The sequence below is a fragment of the Mucilaginibacter sp. BGA-UO-ETr-C110 genome (genome assembly GCF_059567985.1).
On record NZ_JCAQPB010000002.1, the window covers coordinates 2999352 to 3024932 of the forward strand.

Consider the following 25581-nt stretch of genomic DNA (forward strand, 5'->3'; position numbering starts at 1 on the left):
TGTTTTATGCTAAAAACAGTGATCAGGCACCCGCTGTTACCTGCATACCACTATTTCGTTCCTGCTTTTGGTGATACCAGATACCAATGGTACAAATGAGAATGGTTAACAATAAAAAACCCTCTACATACAGGTGTGTTACAGAGATTTGCTTCACCGGGAATATAAATAGTGATGAAAGATCAGGAATCAGTAATCCCAATAAGGGGAAGCTTGAGAATATTCTAAAAATCGCTATTTCTTCCATAACTAACAATTTGATATCCCTAATTTACACCTTTTAGGAATACGATGCAAGTTATTTTGCTTAAAAAGTAAAATAATATTTCAAGTAGGTTAATTTTAATAAATCTTGTCGAAATATTTTCAATATTTACGAATAAAACTTGCATAAATATTTTCATTTTGGCATTATTATTAAGCATAAACACTCCAAATATTCGTTATTTTGAATATAAATCGATTTATTTAAAATATCATTAAAAAAGATACGGCTTACTCAGGATCAAAAAGGCATGGCCCGTACTAATTCAAACAAATTATTACGCACAGCCGGGTCATTATCTATAATTTGCTCCAGCTCCGTATCAGACGATACATATACGATAATAAAATTACGGGCCTGATTCCAAAAATTACCGCTTAACAGTACCTTACCCATTTTTTTAAGGTTTTCGTAATAACTAATACGCTCATTAATACATTTATGCTGTGCATTTGTTATTTCTTTCTCTTCAAAAAACAGCATTACGTGATGGGGTTCTTTATAAGCTGATGCCTCTGTCATAAGATGAAATAATTTAAATTTTGATTTAACTTTCGATTAATTGTTACACCTGGCAGGTAATTTCTGTAAGCAGGTTTCCTGGGGCGTTAAAGTAAAAGCCATAACTGCCACGCAAATTACCCGGAGGATGTTCGGTGGCGTATCCTCCTTCAAGCAACCGGTTATATATATCTGTAACCTGTTCGCGGCTTTCAACAAAAAATCCGATATGGAACGCGTCGGGATATGTTGTGTTGCCATTCCGGTTAAAACTATCAGCCATCAATACCAGAGTAAAGCCATCTGAGCCTTGCAAAACAGCCAGCAGATTATCGCCTTTTATTTCTGTACATTTAAAATTAAAGTATTGTTCAAAAAAGCTGATACTGGCAGCTACATCGGTTACTGGCAGATTAATATGATTAAGTTTCATTGTTTATTTTTTTTATAAGTGAATGTTCGTTTATTTAAATAGATAAATTTTTTAAGGTTTAAGCGCTTTTAATACCAGGTTCAAAGTTTGCATCATTAACTCTTCGGTCAATTTAAATTTGTTATTTACATAACTATTACCCTGGTGATGGTATTTTATTAATTGATACAAAGGAGCGAAAGCAATTGACCAGTAAACCTCAAATGGAAGTGGTATCAATTGCTTTTTTTGAATTGAATTTTCTATAAATGGTCCCAACACCGATCCAAAGTTGATAGTAAGTGCTTTACTTACCTCTTCATAATAATGAGTATACCGCATAATTTCAATGAATTCCATTTCGGTTGGAAAACTGCTGAAATATTTCATCCGGTTTACCCATTGTACTTTAAGTCCGGCAGCAAAATCCATTTCCGGCGAAAAATCTTTAAAGCTAAAGTCCATCATTTTGCCCGCTACCTCAACGCACAACCGGGTAATCAGATCGTCCTTATCCTTGTAATAAATATAAATAGTAGCCGGTGATACTGCTGCAGCCTTTGCCAGTTTACTTACACTAAAACCGTCAAGGCCATTATCAACTATTAGTTCAATGGCTTTTTGGCGTATCAGTTGCTCTTTATTTTCGTCTCGTGGTCTCATATATCGTTACAAATATAAGTGAACGTTCATTCATTTAAAAATTTATTTCTCTTTTTTCCTTGCTCTATAAGTAAATATGGCATCCTCCCTGGGCCGAGAAATTATTAAAAAAAAGCAAAAACATTTTCACTTCTCAATTGTAGTACGAGTGATTTGTTTTTTTATTCAAATAGTAATCAAATAATGTTTATCTTAGCATTATCATACTAAATGTTAATAATTATGGAAAAATTAATAATATTGAGAATGTTCTTTTGTTTTCCACTATTTGGATTACTTCTGCCCGATGCCGGTATTTTAATCTCCAATAGCCCGGGACATATTCCATTGACTCATGTCATTATTGAAACATCAGCAATTTTCTGTATCCTGATTTGCACCGCGTTTATTTTCTATAATAAAAAAAGAGAGCAAAACCAGGCCAACAAAACAAACGAGGCATCGTATTTCTAATACTTAATATTTAGCATCTATAAGTTAATATCTACAGGACCACATTATTTGATCAAAAAATTGATTATGGGGTTTTTATACCCCATTTTTTTTGCCCCGCTTTAGTAAATCATTATTCAGTGTAAATTTAAGGCGCTTTTATTTTCGGTATGGCCTTTGTTATATTTCTATTGGTTTTACTGAAACTCGCAAACCAGTATTCATAAATGAAAAAATTCTTACTCCTTATCCTATTTCCATTAAGCACATTTGCCCAAACGGCAAGTACTTATATACAAAATGGAAATGCCAGGGCTAATACAAAAGATTATAATGCCGCTATACAGGAATTTACCAAGGCCATCCAACTTAATGATAGTAACAGTGAGGCTTATTTTTATCGTGCAAATGCTTATGGTAATCTTAAAAATGATGAAGCTGCAATTGCCGATTATGCTAAAACTATAAATCTGCGGCCAAATTTCGCGACAGCTTATTATTATAAGGCTAATTCAGAAAGCAGTATTGGCAATTACCACAATGCCATTGATGACTTTAATAAAGCCATTGCCCTTGAACCGCAGAATGCGAAAATGTACCAATATCGCGGCAGTGCCAAATCAAATCTCCAGGATTATGCCGGTGCCATTTCAGATTTCTCCTTTGCATTAAAACTTAGCCCAAACAACGCCGAATTATATGAATACAGAGGTCTGGCTAAAAACAACAAGGGCGATTTTACCGGAGCTATTAATGATTATAATACAGCTATAAAATTTAATCCTCAAAAAGGTGACTTATACAGATACCGTGCGGACTCTAAAGCGAGTATTAATGATTATAGCGGGGCCGTGGCCGATTATACCACAACGTTAACCTTTAGCCCTCAAAATGCCGAGGCATATTTGTACCGTGCAAACACCAAAGGGAACCTGGGCGATTATAAAGGCGCGGTTGACGACTATAAAAAAGCAGCAGCTCTTAATCCTAATCTCAAAAACCTGTTTTTTTACCTTGCCAATGCCGAAAATAACATGGGCGATAGCAAAGGAGCCCTTGATTATTTTAATAAAGCCGTTAGCCAATACCCAAACAGGGCCGATGTATATTTATACCGGGGGCTCGTAAGGAGCAATCTGAAAGATTATAAGGGTGCTATGAACGATCTTGACCATTCTATAGCACTTGACCCTAAAAATCCGGATGCTTACCAAAACCGTTCTTCTGTTAAGCTAGAACTCAATGATGGTGAGGGAGCTAAATCAGATGCCGACAGCGCGATTATATTAAACCCCCAAAGTTTAAAAGCATATATAAGTCGCAGCAAGGCAAAAATGGCTTTAAAAGATACCTCAGGAGTAATAGCCGATCTTACCCAAGCCATCAATATCAATAATAAAAGCGATGAGGCCTATTTGGTGCGTGGCGATGCTTACCGTAACCTGGGTAACAGGCAAGCGGCTATTCGTGATTATACTACAGCCATACAGGTAAACCCTAATTATACATACGCTTATTTAAACCGTGGCATCGAAAAGGATAAGATCAATGATCAGGCCGGGGCTGTGAAAGATTTTGAAAAACTCTTAGCAATTTCGCCACAGCGCCAGGATGTTTACACACGCTTGGGCCGCGTAACTGATTTTTTCAAATACACTACTAAAGGTGTATCGCTATTTACAACTGCCATTAGCTTAAACCCGGCAAACTCAAACTTTTACCTGTTCAGGGGAGAAGCAAAAGCCGCTACCGGCGATATACGGGGTGCCATGGCCGATTATGATGCAGGTATTGTTAAAAATCCTAAAAACATTACCATTTTGCTAAAACGCGGTCTTAATCGTGCCGACTTTCAGGATAACAGTGGGGCACTGGCCGACTTTAGCGCGGCTATAAAAGTTGATTCAACCTCTGATTCATCTGCAGTGGTATATCAAAACCGCGGTCATATTCAGGCCAGGTTAAAAAACTATAAGGCAGCCATGGCCGATCTGGATAAAGCGGTATCTATTTATTCAAATGACGAAACCTTTGTGTTCAGAGGTGATGTTAAATTAGCCATAAAAGACTATGCCGGAGCTGCAGACGACTTTCATAATGCCACTTATATCAATCCCAGGAATGCGAAAGCTTATGCTCATAGCAGCGTCGCCAAAAATAAACTGGGTGATGAACAGGGTTCAACGGAGGATTTTGACAATGCTTTAAAGTTTGGTGATGGCGCATATGTTTACACCGATTTGGCTGAGTTAAAGCTTAGTCTTAATGATGCAGCAGGCGCGCTCGCCGATTGCGTTACAGCTATTACACTAAACCCTAAATATGCAGAGGCCTATTTACAAAGGGCACTTATAAAAACCGCGCTCAACCAAAAACCAGAAGCCTGTACCGATTTCAACAAAGCTATTGAACTGGGTTTAAAAAAAGTTTCGATAATAGCAAGTCGTTATTGCCGGTAAAAATTTAAAGAATATACAAAAAGGCCATCCTGTACTGGGGTGGCCTTTTATTATTTCAAGTTTCTTGATGTTAAACTATCCGGCTTTTTTATCAATACGCAACTGATCACGCAGTTCTTTGATCTCCAATTCATAAGCACGCATACGCGCATGCAAAATATCAACCTCGGTACGCATCATTTGGATCTCGGTAATCAGTTTGGCTGATTCGGGTTTATCTATTTTTTTTTCGCCGGTACCCAAAATAAGCCACTCCGGCGAGTATTTAAGTTGAAAGCAAAGCTTGCGGATCAAATAATAACTGATATCCTGTTTTTGATTGATCACTTTACTGATAAAACCTTGGTCAACCCCTATTGCACCTGCAAGGCCTAGTTGCCCGCCGTGCTCCTTTACAATTACTTTTAACCGCTTTATTATTGCTTCGTCAGACATATACAACTGCAATAATAAACAATTTGTTCATTTGGCAAATATTTATTTACGCTTTGCCATCACTACTCATATTCAATACATAACAGCATCATAAATCATCATCCTCCTACCCTTTGCAGTAATTCATTAAGCTGGTTATTATACGCTTGAATACTGATTCGGCCGCAGTTGTAATCGGTACTTATTTTTTTAAGCTGATCACCAATTTCACTTTCGGTGGAATTTTGAACTAATACCTTATTTAACCGGTTAAGCTTTTGCCCTAAACTTTGCATCAGTAATAATGGCTGAACATCATTTGTTTGCTTTAAAAGCGCCCTTTGCTTACGACGTTGTTGTTTATCAAATCTCAAAATAAGATAAACTGCTGCCGAACCTATAATCAGAAAAAAATAAAAAAAGCTCATTGCCTCCAAACATTTATATTATAATATGTTATTACGACATTTTTACCGAATAGGTTACTTATGGCTCATAAATTCGATAAATACAAAGTTTATGACATACAACTCTACCCAATAACCGGAGAATTATTGGCGATGTTTTTTCAATTCCGATTTAAAAAGCGGTACTTTGTAGTGTATAATGGCTGTGGATACAATAAAGCTCAGCTCAAATAGTATATATATCATGAAACCAGGAGACAAGGTAATTTGCATAAATGACAGGATCGATCCTGAAAAAAGCGAAGAAATAAGAAGGGATTTTGAGATCTGGATAACCAAGGATAAGGAATATACCATCCGCGAAATATTGGATAATAATGGCATAGTAACCGGTGTGCTATTGGATGAGGTTCACAATTTTCCAAAATTCTTTAAGCTGATCAATCGTTTCCAGGAGCCTGCTTTTGCCCAATGGCGCTTCCGTAAACTGAACTACGCCAGTCAACCAGCCGAGGCGATCAGCGAGGTGGAGGAATTAGTAGAAGCAGAACAACCAGAAAAACAGCAGGTCAGAGTGAAGTAATAGATCCCTGTTTGGATCTATATTATTGCCAGGCATAATTCATATCTATTTAAGTCAAAAGCATCTAAGGCAGGGATAATAACTCTGTCTTAGATGCTCTTGTTAATTATGAACATAATTCCATTTGGCATAATAAAATGCACAAAATTAATCTTAGTCATAAATGCGGGCAGCCTCGGTTTCAACAAGTTGAGTTAGCATGGTTTTTAAAACAGCTTCACGTGCCCACTGCTGTTCAATTATAGCGGCATCATTCTGATACCATTTCAATGGAGTATTTATTTCAATACGTGCATTGTATACAAAGTTTTTGGTTGGGTGCATCTTACTCCCTTCATAGCTATTTAAACCTTCCGCTTTTATTATTTTAGCAAACTCACGAGCCTTTATATCTACCTGCAGGCATTCGTCCAAGGAATTTTTGTAATCCTGTTTATCTTCCAGCCAAAGTGTAAGCGTGTCGTCGTTTAAGTCGTGGTCTGCTATGGCGATCCGGCTATAATCGTAATCTACAGATATAATAAGCCACCATAGTTGGTCTTTTAATTTTTGTGCGATTTTTATCATTGTATTGTTTTTTAATTACTGAATAAGGTGTTTTTGGCAGACGAGGTACTATCGGAAGGTCGGAGTCCAACCGGGTATATATTGCTGTATAGCTGCTATTTCTTTACTATACTTTGCACACGTTTCTATATATGCCTGGTATCGTATAAACTGTTCGTGATTCGGAGAAACTGTAGAATTTTGCTGGTCATGGTCGTTTTGCTTTTGAATGGCGGAGTAGGCTATATACATGGTAAAAATTTGTTTACGGTTTGGGTATTCTTGAAAGTTGATCCCTATAGCTAAAATTTTCTGTAATAAACATTCTTTAATTTCTGTATTAAATATATTTGCTATTGAAAAAAATTGTAGTACTTTAGTAAAACCAACAAGACAAATATACAGAATAATCTTTATTTTTATCAAGAATAATCTTTAAAAAGTTATCAACATGGATGATACCCCAAAAGCCAACAAGATCAAGACAATTCGCCCGGAAACATTAGAGTTTATTATACTCTACAATCAACTTAAAGGAAAAGCGTTCATGGGAAACGCTCAGCTATCCGAGGCGCTTGGTTTTAACTCACCAAGCTCTATCACTGAAATAATAAAGAGCAGGCAAAACATAGATCCAGAAAAACTCAGAATATTTAAAGAAAAATATACAGAGTTTATTTCAGAGGCAAAAACAGATGTAATTCAAGAAAAAAATACAGAAAAAAGAACAGAAGAAGGCATCCCGATGTATGAAATATCAGCTACCGCCTCGGGGGTTGAAGTTTACAATGACATTAATGATTCCATGCCGGTTGGCCGCATGAACTTCCCAGGCATTGAAGACTGTGACTTCGCACTGCCAGTTTGGGGACACTCCATGTACCCATACCTGGAAAATGGCTGTTGGGTAGCCTTAAAGGTAATACATGATAAAAAAATACTACCAGGCGAGGTATATTACATTGAATGGGGTGAGTATCGTATGTATAAAAGGTTATTAGTTGGCGATAGCCCAGAAGAAGTAGTTGCTCATTCAGATAATACTACAGAGATGATAGGAAACCGGCTTAAGTATGCCCCCTTTATCATTAAAATAGCCGATATTAAAAAACTGTGCCTGGTAAAAGACATTCATAAAAAGCACAATCACTGATGTGTACAAGATAAACCCACCGTTGACTGGTGAGGTTATCATAGTTTATGCCATGCCTTTAAATAAGTGGTTTGCTCCCTTGCTCAATCCGAAAGATCATGCAATCTAAATCTGTTTTTAGGCTCTCGAGGATCTCTCCTAAATCACTTTTAGACAGATCATTCCTGAATTCATCTCTTTGAGTATTGGCGATATATTGCAGGTATGTTGTGATCATAAGGGCGTGTTTCTTATCTAAACGCGCACCATCATACGCTACTATTTTAAATAACTGTTCTAAATGAGCAAAATAATTACGTGCATTCAATTTTTCGATATCCTCAGACTCTCGTTTAAGCCATTTTAAAAATTCCACGAGGGTCATAGTTAATATATTTAAAGTAATTATTTGCCGTTTAATAGTAAATATATGAACAATGCAATGATAATCATGCACTCAACAACCTTAGACTTGCTGCATCATATTGATCCCGGCATAAAAGCTTGTACATTAAAATATAATTTCACTATTTTTGATATCATAAACCACTGTAAAACAGACCAATAAAACCTATTAATTTCAACTCAACACAATTGACATGCTGGCTAAAGCCCTACATTTCATTGGTTGCCTTCTTAGTGTTGGCAATAAGTTACAGAATATGGTCTTTTATACCATGCTACTGTTTATGATATGGATTGTTATCATACAGCTAAAAACCAAACAACACAAACCTTATTGATGGTTAAACGGATTAAACCCATCTTCGGGATTAGGCATAGCATCCACCTTATTACAACAAGCTGAACACGAAGCTCTAAGTCGGAATATAAAAATATTACTATTGACACAAATACCAATAACCAGGCTACTCAAAAATTATTTCCTAAACTGGGTTATACATATACCGGCGAGACCGGTCTGGGCATTAGACCTGGGCTGAGATTTTACTGTTATGAAAAGCGACTTTAAATGTGCTTATAATTATATAACCCAGGCATCCTATTCCCCAATCGTAAGTTAACCTCACCTGTATAAAGCACCTCATCATATAAATAAATGTTTGTTTTTTTTAACCAAAAGGCAAAAATTAAATACTTATCAACATTTGTTCGATTTATCAACATTGCAGTAATAAGTAAGATATAATACTCATATATTTATTTAATAAATTGCTGATAGCATCCCGCTACAGTCACCTAAATTATAAAACTAAGAAGATGGAACCTGTAATGATGTTTGTAATTACCGCTATTATTGCTGCGATACTTTTAGTTGCATTTAATAAGCAACAGGAAAGTAAGATAAGCAATCACCTGTACACCAGCGATGTACAACAAATCTACCTACTTACTGCTGCTGAATACAAAATTAATGTGTTAGAGAATCAGCAACAGCTAAACAATACGACTGCTGACTTTGGTATCGAAAAGCCCAATATCTCCGCAGAATTAGATTTGCTTACTACCGCATTTGAAAGTGGCCAAATACCGCTTAACGAGTTAAATTTAAGGCTTGACTATTTATTGGACACCCTCAATATCAGTAGTTCATCAATGATTCAGGCATATTAATATCAAGAATAGTATAAATAATAAAATCGGAGGGGCATAAAAAAAGCCGGAACATTCCGGCTTATATCAAAAAAAGAATATTCTTACTTCTGGCTTAATTACGTTTAAAGCTGCCTTTTCCTGCAGTGCTATTACCACCGCCATTAAAGCCAGGTCCTTTGTCTTCAGCAATATTAACGGTAATACGGCGACCATAATAACTTGCACCATTCATGCACCTTATGGCTTCTTTCGCCTCATTATCATTAACCATTTCTACAAAGCCAAATCCCCTACTCTCTTTTGTTTCGCGATCCTTAATGATCCTGAGCGATTTAACCGGCCCAAAATCACCAAAAACAGCTGTTAATTCGGCTTCATCTACTTCTAGAGGAAGCCCTGCTATAAATACTTTCATTAATCTCCTTAAAATTTCCGTAAAGGTACAAAAAAAGAGCCACATTTTGGGCATGCACGTAAAGCAGAAGTGGATATGTTAGTCTTTTTTACCTTTAAATTACGCAAAGGAAATTTTTAAAAGATTATACTAAAAATCTAGGGAAACAGTTATGAGGAGTTAAATTATTTAAGTTGAAGTTCAAAACTACCCTCCACCCTGTAAAAAGGCGAATTAGCTTTATCGTCCTTGGCTAAAAAGGTAAAGAAAGTTCCCTTAGCTATCAGATTATCATTATTGTACTTTTCAATACTGATCTTTCCGGAATCATCTTTGCCTCCGTATTTAGTTAAAGTATATTGCAATACAGGGTTTTTCTCATCTAATTTGAAAAGAAACTGACTACCAGCTACTTTATTATCAATATTAGCCGCAGCAAAACCGGCAGAACTGATGCCGAAACTCATGGTATGAGCCTTGTTTATAGCCGTAATGCCAAAATATTTACTATCACCACTATTCACATTAATAAATGCTACGGAGTCTGTAGCTGCGTCAAAAGTATAAGTGGAATCTTCAATGGTGATCTTTAGCGTTCCTTTACCAGCTAAAAAGTTACCAGGGCCATTAGTAATGCTCATGGTGGAAGCGCTATCGGCAGCGGCGATTGACTTAGTGGAATCCATACTCTTTACATTCTCATCTTTCTGGCATGACGAAATAGTCACCAAGATGAGCAAAAGGGCAGAAAATAACCATTTAGTAAACCGAATACTGTTCATAGGCTAATATGATGGCTAAATTTAATAATAAATAGTTTTAATTTTATCAATTTAATAGCGTTAAACAAAAATTTAACATTTTTTTACAATTAATAGCCATTATTATTAACCTCGCAAAAAATATTGTATTTGCGGTTCTATAAAAAAGATAATCGTAAAATAATATCTCTAAAATACTTCGCCGACATTGATGAACAAGCCCCTGGAGCCCTCGCGACCGAAACCATAATCAATAGCGATGTTGGTTTTGGATACTTTATTGAGCTTGATTCGCAAACCTGGGCCAAAACCGGGCTGAATACTTTGCAAGCCGGAGCCCGGAGCAGCCGAGAATGACTGCGCGTTGATGAAAGCTACGCCACCTAATAACCCGTTGCGGGTGATCCTAAAACGGTATTCGCTTTCCAGGTAAACCATTTGCGCGCCCCTGAATCTTCCCTGGATATATCCCCGGCCCGTTGTGTTACTGGGATCGTAGCCGGTAGCCGGCAAGTCGAGGTAAGCGGGACGCCCGTTGATGACCAGCCAATCGTATGACCAAAAGGCCAATACATTATCAGACTCCGCCGGGAGTTTATAATACTTACGTATGTCGATAATTAAGGAGCGCCAGGGAGATGTACTACCCAAAAAGGAATAATTATCACGGTATTGCATCGACGCATAGAAACCCCGGGAAGGATTTATAGAATTATCCCGGCTGTCAAACAGGGCATTAAATGTAACACCAGTTGAAATGGAGCGGGCAATAGGCCCGTATCTTTTATAATCAGATACACCGCCGTTAAATTGCCCTTTCTCAGACATGTTCCAGCGATCATCAAAAATATAGCCCAAGCCAGCGTAAAAATTGCCGGATATTTGTTTCAATACCGTTTCCGAAAATCGAAAGAAGGAATAATCAAGCGGGTTTTCATCGGCCAGATTGGAATGGCTTCCCAGGCCATAAGTGCTTTGTGGATATTTGTAAAACCTGAAATCGCCAATGAAATCATACTTGTTGTTTTTTGTCCATATGTTCGACAACAAGGGTATGATCACCTGCTTTTTTTGAGTATATGCCGGGTTGATAGTAATGGTAGAGATACGGGTATTTGGGGCCGTTCTAAAAACCACATTGCCCGATAAGGTACCCGCCAGATCTGTTTGCAAGGTGTAACCTATCGCGGGCACAATGGAGAACACCGGTTTTGTGGTCACCGAGTCGGCCTTGCTTTCTTTGTAGTTTTTATCAAATATTGATTTGATAACATCAAAAATATCTTTTTCAAAAGTGGTATCCGGATGGGCCACTATCAGGGTATCTTTAAATTTGGGATGCCCCAGAGGAATATACCGCTTATCCTGCGCATATACTTTTTCATTACCGAAAAAGAAGACTGCCAAAGTAAAAATCAGAACGAGTATTTTTTGTAGGCGCATTACGATAGTACCAGGGTAGATAAATGGTTATCAGCTGCAATAATAAAAATAATAAGCCAAATGGTTGGTTTAATAAACTAATTTGACAGGTATCAAACAAAGATTACAGCTAAATTTTGCGTTAGAAGTCCTTATTTTCCAAAATATAAAGCACATTGGCTAGCTTACATTTTATGGGCATTCGTCATACATCGGCGCAGATGAGGTCTTCAAAAAATTAGCAGTCTTCTTATCAGTCTTTTACAATAAATTACCAAAAAAATTAGCATTTTATAAATTTATTCCCGACATTTGCTTGTGATTATTCCAATCGGAATTAATATCATATTCTTTAGCGTAAAGATTTTTGGAGCAAAGACTAAATGGTGAAACCTGTTTGCACGATTCAGGAATCCTTGCTCTTTGTTCCAAAAATCCTTACTCTAAAAATCTTTGCTCACCAATTCAAACATTAATTTATGAAAATTCATGCCTATTATTCAAAATCGGCGGCGGTATTAGCCAACCGTATTGATCAATATTTTAAACACATTGAGGGTACATCCCATATCGAACAAAAACCAGTCAAGGGAAAAGATCCTACCCTAACAGCACAAAAAGTTTGGGATCGTGAGCCAATAGCCGCCACCATTGCGGGTATGGCACTGTTCCTGGGTTTTAGCAGTAAGCAGGAGTTTGAAGCTTATGAGGTTAGCGGCAAACATGCCCATGTATTAAAACGCGGACGCCTGCGCTTAGAAGCCGCTTATGAATCACGCTTATACCAAACACCCACCGGGGTTATATTCGCGCTTAAAACCCTGGGCTGGAATGATAAACCTGAAGTACAAAAGCCTGTCAAAACCGATAATAACCTCAAAGTGGAAATCCTAAACACCGGTCCCCTACCTGTGGGCAGTGAAAAGGAAGTGATTCTTTAATTGGAGCAAGGATTTTTGGAGCAAAGAGTAAGGACTCTTGGAGCAAAGATTTTGGGAACAAGGAGCCAAGATATTGCTATATGGATTGGAGATTTTCATTTCTCGTTATCCTTAATTTTCCTATCCTTGCTCCTTGTTCCCAAAATCCTTGCTCCGAAATCTCAAATACATTTTGATTTGACTAATTTTATTAGTATATTTGAATTCATTTATGCCAAATGGCATTATTAACATAATAAACCCTTTGTCACCTCTGGCGATGGGTTTTACTAAAAAACTTCTTAACGCTATACATCATGATGAATGACATCAATGCTCCTCCGTTTAACGGTTTTGGAGGGTCGGTCCTTTTTGGGCAAAACTATTTCTCCAATGCCCAGGTGATCGTGAACCAGGGCGGTACCAGTTCGGGCAAGACTTACGCCATTGAACAGGTTCTGTTTTGCCTGGCATGCCAGACCTCCAAATTAGTGATAACCGTAGTGGCCCAGGATATACCAAATCTGAAAGCCGGGGCCCTGCGCGATGCTTTAAACATCTACCAGGAATCTACAGCCTTACAAAGCGCGGTAAAAAATTTCAATAAAACCGACAGGGTATTTGAGTTTAATAATGGCTCCATTATCGAGTTCAAGAGCTACGATAACCAACAGGACGCCAAGTCTGGAAAACGTGACTATCTATTTGTGAACGAGGCTAATGGCATAACCTGGGATGTTTACCATGAGCTGGCACTGCGTACCAAACGGCGCGTTTTTATTGATTACAATCCCAATACAGGCTTTTGGGTACATGAAAAGCTGATAGGACAACCCAATGTACAGTTGATCATTTCTGATCACCGGCATAACCCCTATCTTGATCAATCCATGCGGGATAAGATCGAATCATTAAAGAAAGATGATATAGAATTGTGGAAAGTATATGCCCGTGGCATTACCGGCAAGATCACCGGCCTAATATTTAACAACTGGTACCTTTGCAGCCAGATTCCCGATGATGCCCGTTTAATTGCTGCGGGCCTCGATTTTGGCTTTACCAACGATCAAACCGGTTGCCTGCTAGTGTACCGGCAAAATGGTGAACTCTGGGTTAACGAACTGTTTTATGAAACCGGCTTAACCAATACCGATATTGCTGAAAGACTTAAAGCATGCGGTGTAAATAAAAGAACGGAGATCATTGCCGATAGCGCCGAACCCAAATCAATAGAAGATCTTAAACGCATGGGGTGGTATGTCAGCGGCGCTAAAAAAGGTGCCGATAGTATTAAAAACTCTATCGACATACTTAAACGTTACAAAATAAATGTAACCCGCAACAGCGTCAACTTACGCAATGAGCTTAACCGCTATAAATGGCGTGTAGATCAATCGGGCAAAACCATTAACCAACCTGTTGATAAATGGAACCACCTGATAGATCCCCTGCGTTATGTGGCCTTAAATAAACTGAAGATCAGCAGCGAAGGCAGGCTGAAATCACGTTTGCCTTTTGCGCCCAGGCTTCATTCCGCAGCTGGAATTTTTGAACAACTGATTGGTTGGTAGTTCATAGTTGATGGTTCATAGTTCATGGATTATCAACTATAAAAACCATGAACCATCAACTATGAACCATTAACCATAAAAACCTATGATCGAAAAGACACTCAAAACAACCACCGGTAAATTATCGGTAAAAATTCCCACGGAGCTAAACGAGATAATACTCGGGCAAATAATGGCCATGCAGCAAAAGCCGGATCTGAATGATATAGAAGCTATCAGTATACTTTCGGGTATTGCTGTCGATGAATTATACAACGTAAAGAGCATTGGCGATTTCCAGGTATTTACCGAGACGATATTAGCCCTGTCGCAGCAGATCAAACACCTGTACAACAGCGAAGTAATACCCAAAGAGGTCGTTTTTATTTTACATGATGCACAAGCCAAGCAGGTGCGGAAAAATGTAAAAGTAAGCCATGACCTTTCGGTTGAACCAGCCGGGGCATTTATGGCAGCCAGGGACATTATTGCCGAGGAAATTAACAACCACATTAAACAGCATGGCGACGAAGACTGGCAGGAACGTTTTAACCCGTCGTTAAGCGCCTGTTGCCAGGTGCTGGCCCATTACTTTTTTTGCCGGGCCACCGGGCAAAAGTACAATGAATACCAGGCCGAGGAATTTTGCAACGAAATAAAAAAAATGCGGGTAACGGAGGCACTGCCCATCGCGCGGCATTTTTTTTCCTGTTATCCCAGCTTATCGAGATTGAAAACGAGTTGCTGGCATCGGCTCCTACAGCGCTGGAAAAACGGGCGGGCATCCAGTCGTTCGAGAAATTCAAGTACATCAATACCATCAACTCACTGGCCGGCGGCGATATAACCAAATGGGATATCATCATGAACATGCCTTATGAACGCGTGCTCACCAAACTCCTGCTCAATAAAACCGAAGCGGAATATCAACGGAAGTATAGTGAGGTAGTGAGTGGTTGATTGAGTTGAATAAGTGAGTGGTTCTGAACAATGACAATCGATGCACCCAAAAAACTCATCATACACTAAACCAACCACTTAACTCAATTAACCATTCACTAATTCAATAAATCACTAATTCAATAATTAAACCTTATGCGCAATCAGATAGAAGCTATAGTACAAACCCTTACAGGCAGCCCAACGTTTGCCTATGGTACACAAACAGAACTTAACACTCTTGCCGATGATGTAGCGGTATTTCCTTGTGTATTTATGTATCCCTTGCAGCCCATTGATGTATCGCCGCAGGTTAATGGTTCTGTCGATAATGTTTTTACCGCCTATATCGAATTCCTTTACCAGACTGAATTTGGGCAGTACACGGCAGAAAACGAAACTTTTGTAAACCAGGCTTTGCGCCTGGCCAATGAGTTTATTGTGAAAGCCGCCAAATACCGCGATGGCGACGGCCGGTACTTCCGCATCAAGGCGGGCAGCAAGGCTAAATGCCAGCCGGTTTATAATAAATTCGACGCTAATACTACTGGTATCGGTTTAACTATTTCTCTGTCAACCATGTACTTTGATACTTTTTAATTATTGAATTAATGAGTTATTGAATTAGTGATTTTTTTGTCTCAACTATGACCCACCGGATTTAAAAATACCTGGGGACTAAATTTTCGTCATTTCTTCAACATCGCAACTCATTACTTCCTAATTCAATAATTCACTAATTCAATAACTCAATAATTAACCACCAAGATGGGCATTTTAGCTATAATAGAAGAAACTAACTGGGTAAGTACTTACCCTGATCAAAACGGAGGCGAGATTGATACTGCCGATGTATTGATATCCATTATTGATACCACGACGGGGCAATATACCAATGGCAATAATTGCGTGGTAACCTACCAGATTAACACAGATGGCTATTCCAGTACCGAAACCGTTACTGTACCCGGTCAGTCCGTAAAAATATATAGCGGGGTGCTGCGCGAAAGCCATTATAGTCCGCAAGGTGATCCCATTTCCAGTACTTATACCACTTTTTCGATAGTTTCATTACAACCGGGAGATGGGCCTCCACCAACGAATCCGGCGGTGTGCGATCTGAAGATCAATTATGTTAACGTTGATAAATCGGAATCGGCCGTGGGTGCTGCCGACGCGCAGATCAAGATTAATGCGTCATCAAGCTATGCTCCTATACAGTACAGTAATAATTCAGGTGCTTCCTGGCAGTTATCGCCTACTTTTACAGGCCTAAGCGGAGGCTTGGTACAACCCATGGTAAAAGACAGTAACCCACTGAGCTGCACAGCCCAGGCTTTTACTACTATACCAACCACATCAGGTTTATTGATCGATGATCCCTCGGTAAACCTGGGCGGAGGCAATATATCCCGTTGGAACGCGGCTTTCAATCCAATTGTATTTACCTATCAGCGTAAAGATTTTGGCATCATCAGCATCACACAAGACAACGAAAAGGGGTACGCCAAAATAGCTGTAAATACTGCCTTGCTTGATTCTAAAACGGGCAAATACAAAGTTGTTACCGGCGACAAGGTATATGTGAATGCCGGCATATATCAAGGTGTATATGTAGTTGATAAAGCCGGTAACAATAACGAAATTACTATTACCACCCCATTTAATGGCAATGCGGCCGGGTATATCAACATTAACAGCATGCGACCGTATTACAACGTCATTACGCGCATTACCTATCAGGATAAGCTTACCGGCCGCCAAAACACTATCACCGCCACCAACAGACCAAACAATGAAGGGATTATTAAAGCCGACCTGTCGAATTTTTTGCAGAGCTTACTGCGCCCGGTTGATAACAGCGATTTTACGCTGACCAATTTCAGGGACGACAATCTGAGCGCCAGCTATCAAATTGAATACGCCGAGCATTATGATGACGGAACAGTGGAGGGTTTTACATCGGCATTTATACCCTTACCCTACCCTTTTTATGTAATGTATACGGCCAAACAATTGGGCGAGCGTTATGGTGGTAACCTGGCAGCTTATGTACCATTTAAAACAATGAGCAACCCTGCGCTCCTGGCCCGATGGGTAACTGACTTTGCAGAACCGGCCTATTCCATCGGCTATCCCTTTGATATCGGATTTATTTACAGTGAAGATCTGCTGGGGCTACAGCTATACGCGGAGCTCACCTTACTGGATATTAACCGTAACCCACTTGCCGGCGGGCAACAGACCAGCTACCTGCTTAACGAGGATGGTTCCTGGTTATTGAATGAAGATGGCAGTTCATTTATCATTGCCGATCAGACTCAGGTAAACACGCCTTTAGCCGCTCAGCTGGGGCTTAACCGCCTGCGCATTAGCGGCAGCTTCCCGCGGGAGGCTTTCTATATGAACCTTGTCCTCAAATATAAGGACGATCAGGACATTACCCATACCGTTACCCAAACCCAAACCATCAGGATTGACGATGCGGTTGACGATAATTCCGTTTACCTGCGCTGGATAGGATTAAGCGGAGCCTGGGAATACTATCGTTTTGTTTTTAATCAGGAATTAAGTTTGGACGTACAGAACGCCGTAATCATTAAAAACTTTGTAAGCGATTGGGAAAACCAGGAAGGTATTGAACAGGTGATCAGCAAAACAGCCGGACAAAAAATGAAGGTAATGGCCGAGGATCTTTCGGTTAATGATATCAAGGGCCTGCAATCCATCAAGTACTCGCCCAAGGTGCAGATGCTGCTGAACAAAAATCCGGTAAAATGGCAAACCATCGTGATCAATACCGCAACCTACAGCGAGTACGAAACCCGTAATGGCCAGGCGCCATTCAGCGTAACCTTCAATATGCCATCTATTAATATTCAAACGCAGTAGTGTAAGTCTTTAGTCGTAAGTCATGAGTTCTGAGACTTGATTTTATGATAACGACTTCGTACTTAAGACTCCCGACTTTATACTTAACATGAACCAGATACAACTATACCTCAATAATCAACTGGTCGACCTTAGTGACGACAGCCCCATTGCGCTCACCTTCCAGATCAATAACCTGGCGGAGGTGAAGAACCAGCAGGGTAATACCAGCAACCAGTTTAAGCTGCCTTTAACACAGCGCAACCGGCAGATCCTGGGTTTTCCGGATGATGTAACGTTTACCACTAATCTACCCTATGATAATTACGATGCCCGGATCATACAGGACGGACTGGAGATTATTCCTTCGGCTATCGCTCAGCTTAATCTGATTGAACAGGATACGGCCAGTATCACGGTTCTCAGCGGCAATGTTGATTTCTTCGACGCGCTGGATGTGAATATCTATGACATGGGCGATACCACTACCGATATAGGCAAGCAAAGCGCCTTTTTACCGTATCAGCATATATGGGATTTGAATACGGTGGCCCATTCGCAAAACAACACCAGCGGCTATATATGGCCAGTGGTTGATTACGGAAGAATAGCTACCGATTTTTTAAATAATCCTCAAGTTGATGTTCGCTACCAGCGACCAGGCTTTTTCCTGAAAACAGCTATCGAACTATTCGCACAAACAGCAGGTTACAAGATTGATCAAAGCTCGTTTCTATTGAGGCAACCCATGTATGATAAACTTATCGTACAGTTTGCCAATGATAATTTTGAGCACGGTACCGATTATCAAAACTCAACAACCCTTGGCGTAAATGCGTCATTGGGTGATGATTTGAATGTATCACATCCCGGGGTACAGAACAATATCGGGACGGTTGTTTTTAAAAACGTAATCAACAGCGATCAAAATTACCAGGCATCGGCGGGCAGGTATATCGCAAAGGCGGTTACTAAAGTTACTATTACGGTAAAAATACCTTCCTTTTATTTCTATGGTAAGTTTGTTGGCGATTATGCCTCAAACCTGGATATCAATATCATTTACACCGATCCTGCAAATGGCGAGGTAACTCTGGCTACCCAGAATTTTGATCTGAAAAATGATATTGTTATCGATAAGCAATCGGGCTTTTTTAATCTTTTCGCTCATAAAAACACTACGGAACCAACAACCCTCTCAGCCGATGCGGAGTTACCTATAGGAGGGCAGCTGCATGTAGGGTATGAATTTAAAGGTTATACAGGTTCCCGGTTTACCATGCCAGCGACTACGGAGTTAACCATTAAGGCTGATAATCAGGACGTATTATTCGGGCAGGATGTCCAGTGCGAGCGCATTTTCCCGGATATTACCCAGAAGGATCTGCTGAAAGATACCCTGCAGCGTTTTGGTATTATTTGCCAAACCAACAACACCACGCGTATGGTTACTTTTTCGTCCTTCCGCGATATTGTGAATAATATACCTGTAGCCGCAAACTGGACAAGTAAATGTGTTGACCAGGGTAAAACCGTTTCCTTTCAGCTGGGTAATTACGCCCAGGTAAACACCATTACCTATAAGGAGGATGACGCCATTTTACCCAAAAACTTCGGCAACTCGCAGATCAATGTGGCCGATAAAACCCTGCCATTAACTACTACCCTGTTCGAGAGCCAGTTTGCCCCTACCCTCAACCGATCCTACATTGGCGGTAACATGGCGCAGATATTAAAGATAGATACCTCGCAGGATGCCGATGCCGTTGATTTCAGCATCAGCACACAGCCGCGTTTATTGATAGATCAGAAAATCGACCTGCGCAAGCAAAACGGCGCCCCATCAGTTACCTTTACCGATGGTAGTAACCACATTACGGTGAACGATATCATATCTGTACCCTATTTTTATAAACCCGGCGGCGAGCACAGCCTACTGTGGGAAGATCTGCGGATAGCCTATTACCCCGAACTGGAAAAAATACTGCAGCAAACCAAAAAAGTGGTGCGCTACTTCCTACTGACTCCGCGCGATATCCTGGAGCTCAATCTCCTCATCCCCGTTTACCTGGAGCAGGATGGCTGCTATTACTACATCAACAAAATTGACAGCTGGCGCAGCGGGCAGCCAACCAAAGTAGAATTGGTGAAACTGGGTTAAGAAAATATACCGTGTGTTATTTCCTCCACGGAGTCATCTCCGTAAAAAAACATAGTGAACATGCCCAGATGATCCTGGGTAATAACCAATATATCCTCGCGTTTGGTGTGATTTTCATTTATAAAGCGGGTAAGGCGCTCATGGCTACTAAAGTAATCGGATTTTAAGACGATCATACAGGTGATTTTTCAATAGGATGATGAAGCTGATATTTTGTTACAGGTTTTGGCCTGGGCTACGATACTATTATCCACAACTTTAATTATTATTTGCAATTAATTATTCTATTGCTTATTTTTACTAAAATAATTAGCAAACAAATTAATAAAACCTAAGCCGTTTTAAAGCATGAAAATTTCTAACCTACTTCTACTTTCACTTATTATTGCGGGATGTAATTCGGCACCAGAAAATAAAATAACGGATAACCGACCGGCTACGCAACTGGCATTAATTAAAAAGTTCAATACGGCTGATTCTCTTTATTTTTATGAGTCAAACGATATAAAAAAGACCGAGGCGCTTGAAAACGGAAAAACTGAATTAATAAAATTCATTACGGATAGTCTGCATGATGATATTAAGCAATGGCCTGCCGTTGTTCATGAAATTTCTGTTGACAAATTGCTCGATTATATTGATGTTACTTTAAATATTTCAAAAAAGATGGGCAAATATGAAGATCCATCTGAATACAAAATTATCATATTACATTCAAAAGTTTCATTAAGCGACACTACTGTTAAAAATCAACTGAAAGAGTTGTTAGCTGGCGATTCGGTTTTTGTAAACGGTTCATTCGAAAAAGATGAAATAGGCAAGATTAACTTTCACGGCAATAATTACGATGAAAGAAATATATTTTCTTCACCTGAACTTAATTTTCAGATCAAAAGTATAACTAAACAAACGAAGTAATAAATCGAAGATTTATAATACAACTCAATACATTAGAATGATTTTTCACAAATACGAATATGCCAAATAGCATTTTTTACATAATAGAATAAAGTGGCCCCCTGCTGGCGCACGCCTGTCGTGAGTGTATCTAATGAATAGATTTAGCCTGGATATTGAAAACACATGCGACATATCTGCGTCAGCTAAGGTTGTTTCTTGTAAGTCAGCTACCTGTGACTATTAGACAACACGAGTCCACTTAGTCCGCTTTATATACCTCGTGTCATTGTGCATTTTACATTATGCTGATAGGCACATGTTCAATATTATATTGATACTCGTTGCAAATACGCTTTACACTTCAGTTACTTTTCAGCATAATAAAACAAGAAGAATCCATATTCTTTCATCGTTATAATTAAAATGTCTTCCTTTTTAATTTCTTGCTCGTTTACAAAAACTGCTAAGCTCTCATGTTCTCTAAAACTCTTTGATTTCAAAATTTTCATATCCAATTAATTATTTACTAAACCTATAAAAATGGCAGATGATAACAAAATATCCATTGAAGTTACTGTAAGTGACAATGACAAAAACAAATTGATAACTATGTCAAATCATTCGATAGTTTGCGTAATTCCATTAGCAATTTGAATATGCCCTTAAATGATGTTCTATACTTCGACAGGTACTCTTAATGTTCTTACTTCTAAATGCCCGATAATTATTAACACTATTTGATTTGTTCAAACTATTATTTTTATTTACCAATAAAATTAGCAAATTTCAAATCACTGCTTTACCTAACCTTCAATGTCAAACAAAAAGAAATATATCATACTTAGTGTCGTAGGAGTTTTAATATTACTATCTACTTTAGCGTTATTTAATCTTCAACTAATTAAAGCCCATTATTACAGACTAAAACATCATCGCTTTAACAAAGGTGATAAGGTTTATGCTTACAAGTATTTTGTGAGTGATGTTTCTGTATCAAAATTAGAATTATTGAGGTTAATAAAATCAACGACCTCGTCTGAATTTAGACTTATTTCTTCTGGAAAGACAATTGTAGATGATAGTCTGGAAAAATCTAAATCCTCTTATATCGGGACATATATAGATTATAAGTTTTTACCTTATATCTATAAAAACAAGGAAACTATACAATACATTTATTCCATAGAGCCCAACTGGAAAGTTGTAAATAAAAATGATACAATTCCTGACAAATTGCCGCAGAATTTTGAGTTTGTAGATAATAATTTCTATTTAAGCTGGAAAATAATTGTAGAGAAAGATTTAAATAAATTCCAATAATTAATTCATACTAATCATATACAATGAATAAATGTTCGTTGTAAAATATGCCAATTGGCATCTAAAACATTATATTTATTATGGCCAATCCACACAACAATACCGGTATTACCGACGATGACATTACCAGAGCGAATAAGTACAAAGATGCTTTAGACTCGTTAAAAAATTCTATAAATGGAGTAAATAGTAAGTTGCCTGAATTTGCCGACGGCTTGCAGGCAGGGCTAAAGGCCATTGGCGAAAAACTACCTGAGGTAGTTGACGCGATGGTAAAATTGAATGCTCAAAACAGGGAGCTTGCCGCATCTGGCCAGCAGCCCAAAAGCGTTCTTAAAGAATTAGCTTCCCTCAGCTGAAGCACTCTATACACATGCACCGGTTGAGAGGTAAACTAATTTGAATAATGCATAGCATTCGATATTAACTATACCATGTTACTTATTCCTCATCATAGTACCATAGAACAATCCAATATTCGGTTTGCGTAATTACTACTATATCATCCTTTGTAAGTCTGAGATCATTAGCAAACGATGTTAGTTTGTCAAAGTCCTTAAACGCTTTTGATTTTAATATTTTCATAACAATTAATTATTTACTAAACCTATAAAAATGGCAGATGATAACAAAATATCCATTGAAGTTACTGTAAGTGACGATGGACAAAAACAAATAGATAACTATGTCAAATCGTTTGATAGTTTGCGTAATTCAATAAATAGCCTTTCACAGCCATTTAATTCGTTTTCAAACAATCTAAATAACTTAGATAGAAATTTGTCTAAGTACACCGAATCGCTAACTAAACTTAATACCCAAAATCAGGAATTTATATCCACCGGAGATAAGGTTGATGAAAAAGTTTCAAAAGCCTCTAATTCTTTCGCATCGTGGCTAAGTGTAATTAATCTTTTTGTAGATGTAATTAAAGGATGGCAGGTTGCTTTAACTGGTGGCTTGTCCATCGTAGTTGCTTTCCTTCCCGAAATTATAAATTTTGCAAAAGCATTATTTATGGGAAAAGACGCCACGAATGCAATGGCTCTAAACTTTAAAAACCTAAACGATGTAATGAAGGATTCCAACAAAGAGGCATCCTCAGAAATTACCAGGTTACAAATTTTATATAAATCAGCTACAGATGTAAATAACGGCTATAGTGATAGAATTAAAAGCGTAAAAGAGCTCAAAAAAGAATTTCCTGAACATCTTAAAGCTATAAGTGATGAAAGTATTTTGAACGGTAATGCTAAAAAAAGTTATGATGAACTTACTAAATCAATATTTGAAAATGCAAGAGCAAGAGCCGCCGAAGCTAAAATAGAGAAGCTTAGCGCACAAATATTAGACCTTGATTTAAAAAAAGAAAAGATAAATAATGCAAAAGCTCATGAATTAGCAAACACAGGCACAGTATCCGATAATTTTTCGGCACAAGGTGGCGGCAGAGGTGCAACATTTGGTTCACTTAGAAAAGCTATAAAAGATAGAGCAAATCTTGCACAGGCCCAAGCAGACCAAGATAAGAAAATACTAAAAGATCAAATTGATTTCCTTGTGAAATTTGCTGGAGGCAATAACAAAATTGCAAAAATGATGGCTCAGGATAATAATACGGAAATAGCAACTCCTACGAAACTTAAAAAAGCCAGCGTTAAAAAACCTACCCAAACCCATAGCGCCGATTTACTCGAAGCTAAATCCATCACTTTTACCAAACAAATTGAACTGGATAAGCAGTATTACGATACCGAACTGGCTTTGTTAAATGATCAGTTGAGTAAAAAATTGATCAGCCAGGACGATTATAATAAACAGGCCGAGCAACTGCAAGACAAGTTCCACCTGGCCATTGGCGATAAGGTACAGTTTTTTAATAAAAATGATTTTGACGAAGCCAAAAAGCACATGCAGGACATGTTTAATGAGGCCGAGCAACAAAGATTGACTATAGAAAACGACCAAAAGAACGTTGATAAAGCCATCTTCCCCGGTCAAAAACTGGATGCCGAAAAGCAACTGATCACCGATAAGTATAACTATGAAATAACCCTGGCTGCCGGCAATGCCGATAAGATCAAAGAGCTGGAAACAAAAAAACAACAGGAAATTACCCAGCTTACCCAGCAATACGAGCAGCAGCGCCAGGATTTTGCCATGCAAAGCACCCAACAGGTAGCCAACGCGGCATTTTCCATCCTCCAAAACAATATCAAAAGTCAAAGTGACGCCAAAATAAAGGGGCTAGAAAAAGACAAGGCTACCGAACTGAGCAACAAAAGCCTCACCGGCACCCAACGCCAGGCCATCGAAGCCAAATACCAAAAGCAGGAAGCTGCCGAAAAGGTAAAAGCCTTTAAATCCGAACAAAAGGCATCCATACTGCAGGCCGTTATCAATGGTGCATTGGCGGTTACCAAAGCTACTTCGCAAGCGGGTATCCTGGCTTCTTTTGTTATCCCGGGCATTATCGCTTCCACAGCTATACAGGTAGCCACCATTGCGGCCCAAAAACCGCCTCAATATGCCCAGGGAGGTCTGCATTACCAGTCGGACGGGCGCGGTGCCCTGCTGCCCGGTTATAGCCGTACTGATAATACCAACGCCTACCTGCGTTCGGGCGAAGCTATTGTGGTATCCGAAGCCATGCGCAATCCCTGGGCACGTAACCTGGTGAGTGCCATCAACGTGGCACACGGCGGCAGGGATTTCTCGATGCCCAATACCAGTCGGGGTTATGCCATAGGCGGCATATTTACCGACGGCGGCAATGCCAACCGCTATTACAACCAGCCGGTTAACGATGTAAAAGAGCTGGCCAACACCCTGGCCTACCAGATGATTAACAACTTCCCATCCGTTTATGTAGATGTTAAAGACATCAACAACCAGCAAAACATTCTGGCCCAAACGGTTAACAGAGTAAACCTTTGATTAAGTAGCAAGTAGTTAGTAGCAAGTAGCAAGAC

At 38.9% G+C, this 25581-nt stretch carries 26 protein-coding genes; 14 read left to right on the forward strand and 12 right to left on the reverse strand.

The window, feature by feature from the left end:
* Positions 1–22: 22 nt before the first annotated feature.
* From AC57BQ_RS13210 to AC57BQ_RS13225, 4 genes are all read right to left on the reverse strand, one after another.
* Positions 23–247 carry a hypothetical protein gene (locus AC57BQ_RS13210; RefSeq protein WP_496406718.1) on the reverse strand — a complete coding sequence of 75 codons (225 nt, stop codon included), beginning with the start codon at positions 245–247 and terminating at the stop codon, positions 23–25.
* Between the two features lie 258 nt (positions 248–505).
* Positions 506–787, reverse strand: a complete 282-nt coding sequence (locus tag AC57BQ_RS13215; protein WP_496406719.1) for a YciI family protein — start codon at positions 785–787, stop codon at positions 506–508.
* Positions 788–830: 43 nt separating this feature from the next.
* The gene (locus tag AC57BQ_RS13220; protein WP_496406720.1) at positions 831–1199 is read right to left on the reverse strand and encodes a VOC family protein; all 369 of its coding nucleotides are present in this window, start codon (positions 1197–1199) and stop codon (positions 831–833) included.
* A 51-nt stretch (positions 1200–1250) separates the two neighbouring features.
* The gene (locus AC57BQ_RS13225; RefSeq protein WP_496406721.1) at positions 1251–1841 is read right to left on the reverse strand and encodes a TetR/AcrR family transcriptional regulator; all 591 of its coding nucleotides are present in this window, start codon (positions 1839–1841) and stop codon (positions 1251–1253) included.
* 659 nt (positions 1842–2500) lie between these two features.
* Here AC57BQ_RS13225 and AC57BQ_RS13230 point away from each other — a divergent pair.
* Positions 2501–4732, forward strand: coding sequence for a tetratricopeptide repeat protein (locus AC57BQ_RS13230; protein WP_496406722.1), 2232 nt, complete (start codon positions 2501–2503; stop codon positions 4730–4732).
* Between the two features lie 75 nt (positions 4733–4807).
* Here AC57BQ_RS13230 and AC57BQ_RS13235 read toward each other — a convergent pair whose 3' ends face one another.
* Both AC57BQ_RS13235 and AC57BQ_RS13240 read right to left on the reverse strand, forming a co-directional pair.
* Complete coding sequence (locus tag AC57BQ_RS13235) at positions 4808–5167, reverse strand: hypothetical protein (protein ID WP_496406723.1); 360 nt, start codon at positions 5165–5167, stop codon at positions 4808–4810.
* Between the two features lie 98 nt (positions 5168–5265).
* Positions 5266–5574, reverse strand: a complete 309-nt coding sequence (locus AC57BQ_RS13240; protein WP_496406724.1) for a hypothetical protein — start codon at positions 5572–5574, stop codon at positions 5266–5268.
* Between the two features lie 223 nt (positions 5575–5797).
* On the opposite strand from AC57BQ_RS13240, the gene AC57BQ_RS13245 reads away from it, so the two are divergent.
* Positions 5798–6136, forward strand: coding sequence for a hypothetical protein (locus tag AC57BQ_RS13245; protein WP_496406725.1), 339 nt, complete (start codon positions 5798–5800; stop codon positions 6134–6136).
* Positions 6137–6289: 153 nt separating this feature from the next.
* Here the strand turns inward: AC57BQ_RS13245 and AC57BQ_RS13250 are convergent, their stop codons facing one another.
* Entirely contained in the window at positions 6290–6703 is a 414-nt protein-coding gene (locus AC57BQ_RS13250) for a hypothetical protein (RefSeq protein ID WP_496406726.1), read from the reverse strand.
* A gap of 430 nt (positions 6704–7133) precedes the next feature.
* Here AC57BQ_RS13250 and AC57BQ_RS13255 point away from each other — a divergent pair, with 430 nt between their 5' ends.
* Entirely contained in the window at positions 7134–7835 is a 702-nt protein-coding gene (locus AC57BQ_RS13255) for a S24 family peptidase (RefSeq protein WP_496406727.1), read from the forward strand.
* A gap of 58 nt (positions 7836–7893) precedes the next feature.
* Here the strand turns inward: AC57BQ_RS13255 and AC57BQ_RS13260 are convergent, their stop codons facing one another.
* Positions 7894–8199, reverse strand: a complete 306-nt coding sequence (locus AC57BQ_RS13260) for a hypothetical protein (protein ID WP_496406728.1) — start codon at positions 8197–8199, stop codon at positions 7894–7896.
* 836 nt (positions 8200–9035) lie between these two features.
* Here AC57BQ_RS13260 and AC57BQ_RS13265 point away from each other — a divergent pair.
* Entirely contained in the window at positions 9036–9389 is a 354-nt protein-coding gene (locus AC57BQ_RS13265) for a hypothetical protein (RefSeq protein ID WP_496406729.1), read from the forward strand.
* Positions 9390–9483: 94 nt separating this feature from the next.
* On the opposite strand, the gene AC57BQ_RS13270 is transcribed toward AC57BQ_RS13265, so the two are convergent.
* The 3 genes from AC57BQ_RS13270 to AC57BQ_RS13280 form a co-directional block, all read right to left on the reverse strand.
* Complete coding sequence (locus AC57BQ_RS13270; RefSeq protein WP_090466339.1) at positions 9484–9786, reverse strand: RNA recognition motif domain-containing protein; 303 nt, start codon at positions 9784–9786, stop codon at positions 9484–9486.
* Between the two features lie 164 nt (positions 9787–9950).
* A complete protein-coding gene (locus AC57BQ_RS13275) occupies positions 9951–10547 on the reverse strand; it encodes a hypothetical protein (protein ID WP_496406730.1) in 597 nt (198 codons plus the stop codon).
* A 168-nt stretch (positions 10548–10715) separates the two neighbouring features.
* Complete coding sequence (locus tag AC57BQ_RS13280; protein WP_496406731.1) at positions 10716–11933, reverse strand: BamA/TamA family outer membrane protein; 1218 nt, start codon at positions 11931–11933, stop codon at positions 10716–10718.
* 494 nt (positions 11934–12427) lie between these two features.
* Here AC57BQ_RS13280 and AC57BQ_RS13285 point away from each other — a divergent pair, with 494 nt between their 5' ends.
* The 6 genes from AC57BQ_RS13285 (at position 12428) to AC57BQ_RS13310 (ending at position 20389) form a co-directional block, all read left to right on the forward strand.
* Positions 12428–12889, forward strand: a complete 462-nt coding sequence (locus AC57BQ_RS13285) for a hypothetical protein (protein ID WP_496406732.1) — start codon at positions 12428–12430, stop codon at positions 12887–12889.
* Between the two features lie 296 nt (positions 12890–13185).
* Positions 13186–14439 (forward strand): PBSX family phage terminase large subunit, encoded by a 1254-nt coding sequence (locus AC57BQ_RS13290; protein WP_496406733.1) that lies wholly within the window; start codon positions 13186–13188, stop codon positions 14437–14439.
* Positions 14440–14524: 85 nt separating this feature from the next.
* Positions 14525–15265 carry a hypothetical protein gene (locus tag AC57BQ_RS13295; RefSeq protein ID WP_496406734.1) on the forward strand — a complete coding sequence of 247 codons (741 nt, stop codon included), beginning with the start codon at positions 14525–14527 and terminating at the stop codon, positions 15263–15265.
* Between the two features lie 248 nt (positions 15266–15513).
* The gene (locus AC57BQ_RS13300) at positions 15514–15957 is read left to right on the forward strand and encodes a hypothetical protein (RefSeq protein WP_496406735.1); all 444 of its coding nucleotides are present in this window, start codon (positions 15514–15516) and stop codon (positions 15955–15957) included.
* 168 nt (positions 15958–16125) lie between these two features.
* A complete protein-coding gene (locus AC57BQ_RS13305) occupies positions 16126–18249 on the forward strand; it encodes a hypothetical protein (RefSeq protein WP_496406736.1) in 2124 nt (707 codons plus the stop codon).
* 88 nt (positions 18250–18337) lie between these two features.
* Complete coding sequence (locus tag AC57BQ_RS13310) at positions 18338–20389, forward strand: hypothetical protein (RefSeq protein ID WP_496406737.1); 2052 nt, start codon at positions 18338–18340, stop codon at positions 20387–20389.
* Here the strand turns inward: AC57BQ_RS13310 and AC57BQ_RS13315 are convergent.
* Entirely contained in the window at positions 20386–20565 is a 180-nt protein-coding gene (locus tag AC57BQ_RS13315) for a hypothetical protein (RefSeq protein ID WP_496406738.1), read from the reverse strand. The two genes, AC57BQ_RS13310 and AC57BQ_RS13315, sit on opposite strands and share 4 nt — an antisense overlap.
* A 172-nt stretch (positions 20566–20737) precedes the next feature.
* Between AC57BQ_RS13315 and AC57BQ_RS13320 the strand changes: the two genes are divergently transcribed.
* The 4 genes from AC57BQ_RS13320 (at position 20738) to AC57BQ_RS13335 (ending at position 25546) form a co-directional block, all read left to right on the forward strand.
* On the forward strand, positions 20738–21307 hold the full coding sequence (locus AC57BQ_RS13320; RefSeq protein ID WP_496406739.1) for a hypothetical protein: 570 nt from the start codon (positions 20738–20740) through the stop codon (positions 21305–21307).
* A 795-nt stretch (positions 21308–22102) separates the two neighbouring features.
* Positions 22103–22609, forward strand: coding sequence for a hypothetical protein (locus tag AC57BQ_RS13325; protein WP_496406740.1), 507 nt, complete (start codon positions 22103–22105; stop codon positions 22607–22609).
* Positions 22610–22689: 80 nt separating this feature from the next.
* Positions 22690–22968, forward strand: a complete 279-nt coding sequence (locus tag AC57BQ_RS13330; RefSeq protein ID WP_496406741.1) for a hypothetical protein — start codon at positions 22690–22692, stop codon at positions 22966–22968.
* A 256-nt stretch (positions 22969–23224) separates the two neighbouring features.
* A complete protein-coding gene (locus AC57BQ_RS13335; protein ID WP_496406742.1) occupies positions 23225–25546 on the forward strand; it encodes a hypothetical protein in 2322 nt (773 codons plus the stop codon).
* Positions 25547–25581 lie beyond the last annotated feature (35 nt).

Coding starts and splice junctions, on each gene's coding strand:
- AC57BQ_RS13275 (WP_496406730.1), bottom strand. CDS start 10,547: ATGAACAGTATTCGGTTTACTAAATGGTTATTTTCTGCCCTTTTGCTC.
- AC57BQ_RS13295 (WP_496406734.1), top strand. CDS start 14,525: ATGATCGAAAAGACACTCAAAACAACCACCGGTAAATTATCGGTAAAA.
- AC57BQ_RS13305 (WP_496406736.1), top strand. CDS start 16,126: ATGGGCATTTTAGCTATAATAGAAGAAACTAACTGGGTAAGTACTTAC.
- AC57BQ_RS13210 (WP_496406718.1), bottom strand. CDS start 247: ATGGAAGAAATAGCGATTTTTAGAATATTCTCAAGCTTCCCCTTATTG.
- AC57BQ_RS13335 (WP_496406742.1), top strand. CDS start 23,225: ATGGCAGATGATAACAAAATATCCATTGAAGTTACTGTAAGTGACGAT.
- AC57BQ_RS13240 (WP_496406724.1), bottom strand. CDS start 5,574: ATGAGCTTTTTTTATTTTTTTCTGATTATAGGTTCGGCAGCAGTTTAT.
- AC57BQ_RS13255 (WP_496406727.1), top strand. CDS start 7,134: ATGGATGATACCCCAAAAGCCAACAAGATCAAGACAATTCGCCCGGAA.
- AC57BQ_RS13250 (WP_496406726.1), bottom strand. CDS start 6,703: ATGATAAAAATCGCACAAAAATTAAAAGACCAACTATGGTGGCTTATT.
- AC57BQ_RS13260 (WP_496406728.1), bottom strand. CDS start 8,199: ATGACCCTCGTGGAATTTTTAAAATGGCTTAAACGAGAGTCTGAGGAT.
- AC57BQ_RS13225 (WP_496406721.1), bottom strand. CDS start 1,841: ATGAGACCACGAGACGAAAATAAAGAGCAACTGATACGCCAAAAAGCC.
- AC57BQ_RS13310 (WP_496406737.1), top strand. CDS start 18,338: ATGAACCAGATACAACTATACCTCAATAATCAACTGGTCGACCTTAGT.
- AC57BQ_RS13220 (WP_496406720.1), bottom strand. CDS start 1,199: ATGAAACTTAATCATATTAATCTGCCAGTAACCGATGTAGCTGCCAGT.
- AC57BQ_RS13330 (WP_496406741.1), top strand. CDS start 22,690: ATGGCCAATCCACACAACAATACCGGTATTACCGACGATGACATTACC.
- AC57BQ_RS13290 (WP_496406733.1), top strand. CDS start 13,186: ATGATGAATGACATCAATGCTCCTCCGTTTAACGGTTTTGGAGGGTCG.
- AC57BQ_RS13215 (WP_496406719.1), bottom strand. CDS start 787: ATGACAGAGGCATCAGCTTATAAAGAACCCCATCACGTAATGCTGTTT.
- AC57BQ_RS13315 (WP_496406738.1), bottom strand. CDS start 20,565: ATGATCGTCTTAAAATCCGATTACTTTAGTAGCCATGAGCGCCTTACC.
- AC57BQ_RS13325 (WP_496406740.1), top strand. CDS start 22,103: ATGTCAAACAAAAAGAAATATATCATACTTAGTGTCGTAGGAGTTTTA.
- AC57BQ_RS13245 (WP_496406725.1), top strand. CDS start 5,798: ATGAAACCAGGAGACAAGGTAATTTGCATAAATGACAGGATCGATCCT.
- AC57BQ_RS13300 (WP_496406735.1), top strand. CDS start 15,514: ATGCGCAATCAGATAGAAGCTATAGTACAAACCCTTACAGGCAGCCCA.
- AC57BQ_RS13320 (WP_496406739.1), top strand. CDS start 20,738: ATGAAAATTTCTAACCTACTTCTACTTTCACTTATTATTGCGGGATGT.
- AC57BQ_RS13270 (WP_090466339.1), bottom strand. CDS start 9,786: ATGAAAGTATTTATAGCAGGGCTTCCTCTAGAAGTAGATGAAGCCGAA.
- AC57BQ_RS13230 (WP_496406722.1), top strand. CDS start 2,501: ATGAAAAAATTCTTACTCCTTATCCTATTTCCATTAAGCACATTTGCC.
- AC57BQ_RS13235 (WP_496406723.1), bottom strand. CDS start 5,167: ATGTCTGACGAAGCAATAATAAAGCGGTTAAAAGTAATTGTAAAGGAG.
- AC57BQ_RS13265 (WP_496406729.1), top strand. CDS start 9,036: ATGGAACCTGTAATGATGTTTGTAATTACCGCTATTATTGCTGCGATA.
- AC57BQ_RS13285 (WP_496406732.1), top strand. CDS start 12,428: ATGAAAATTCATGCCTATTATTCAAAATCGGCGGCGGTATTAGCCAAC.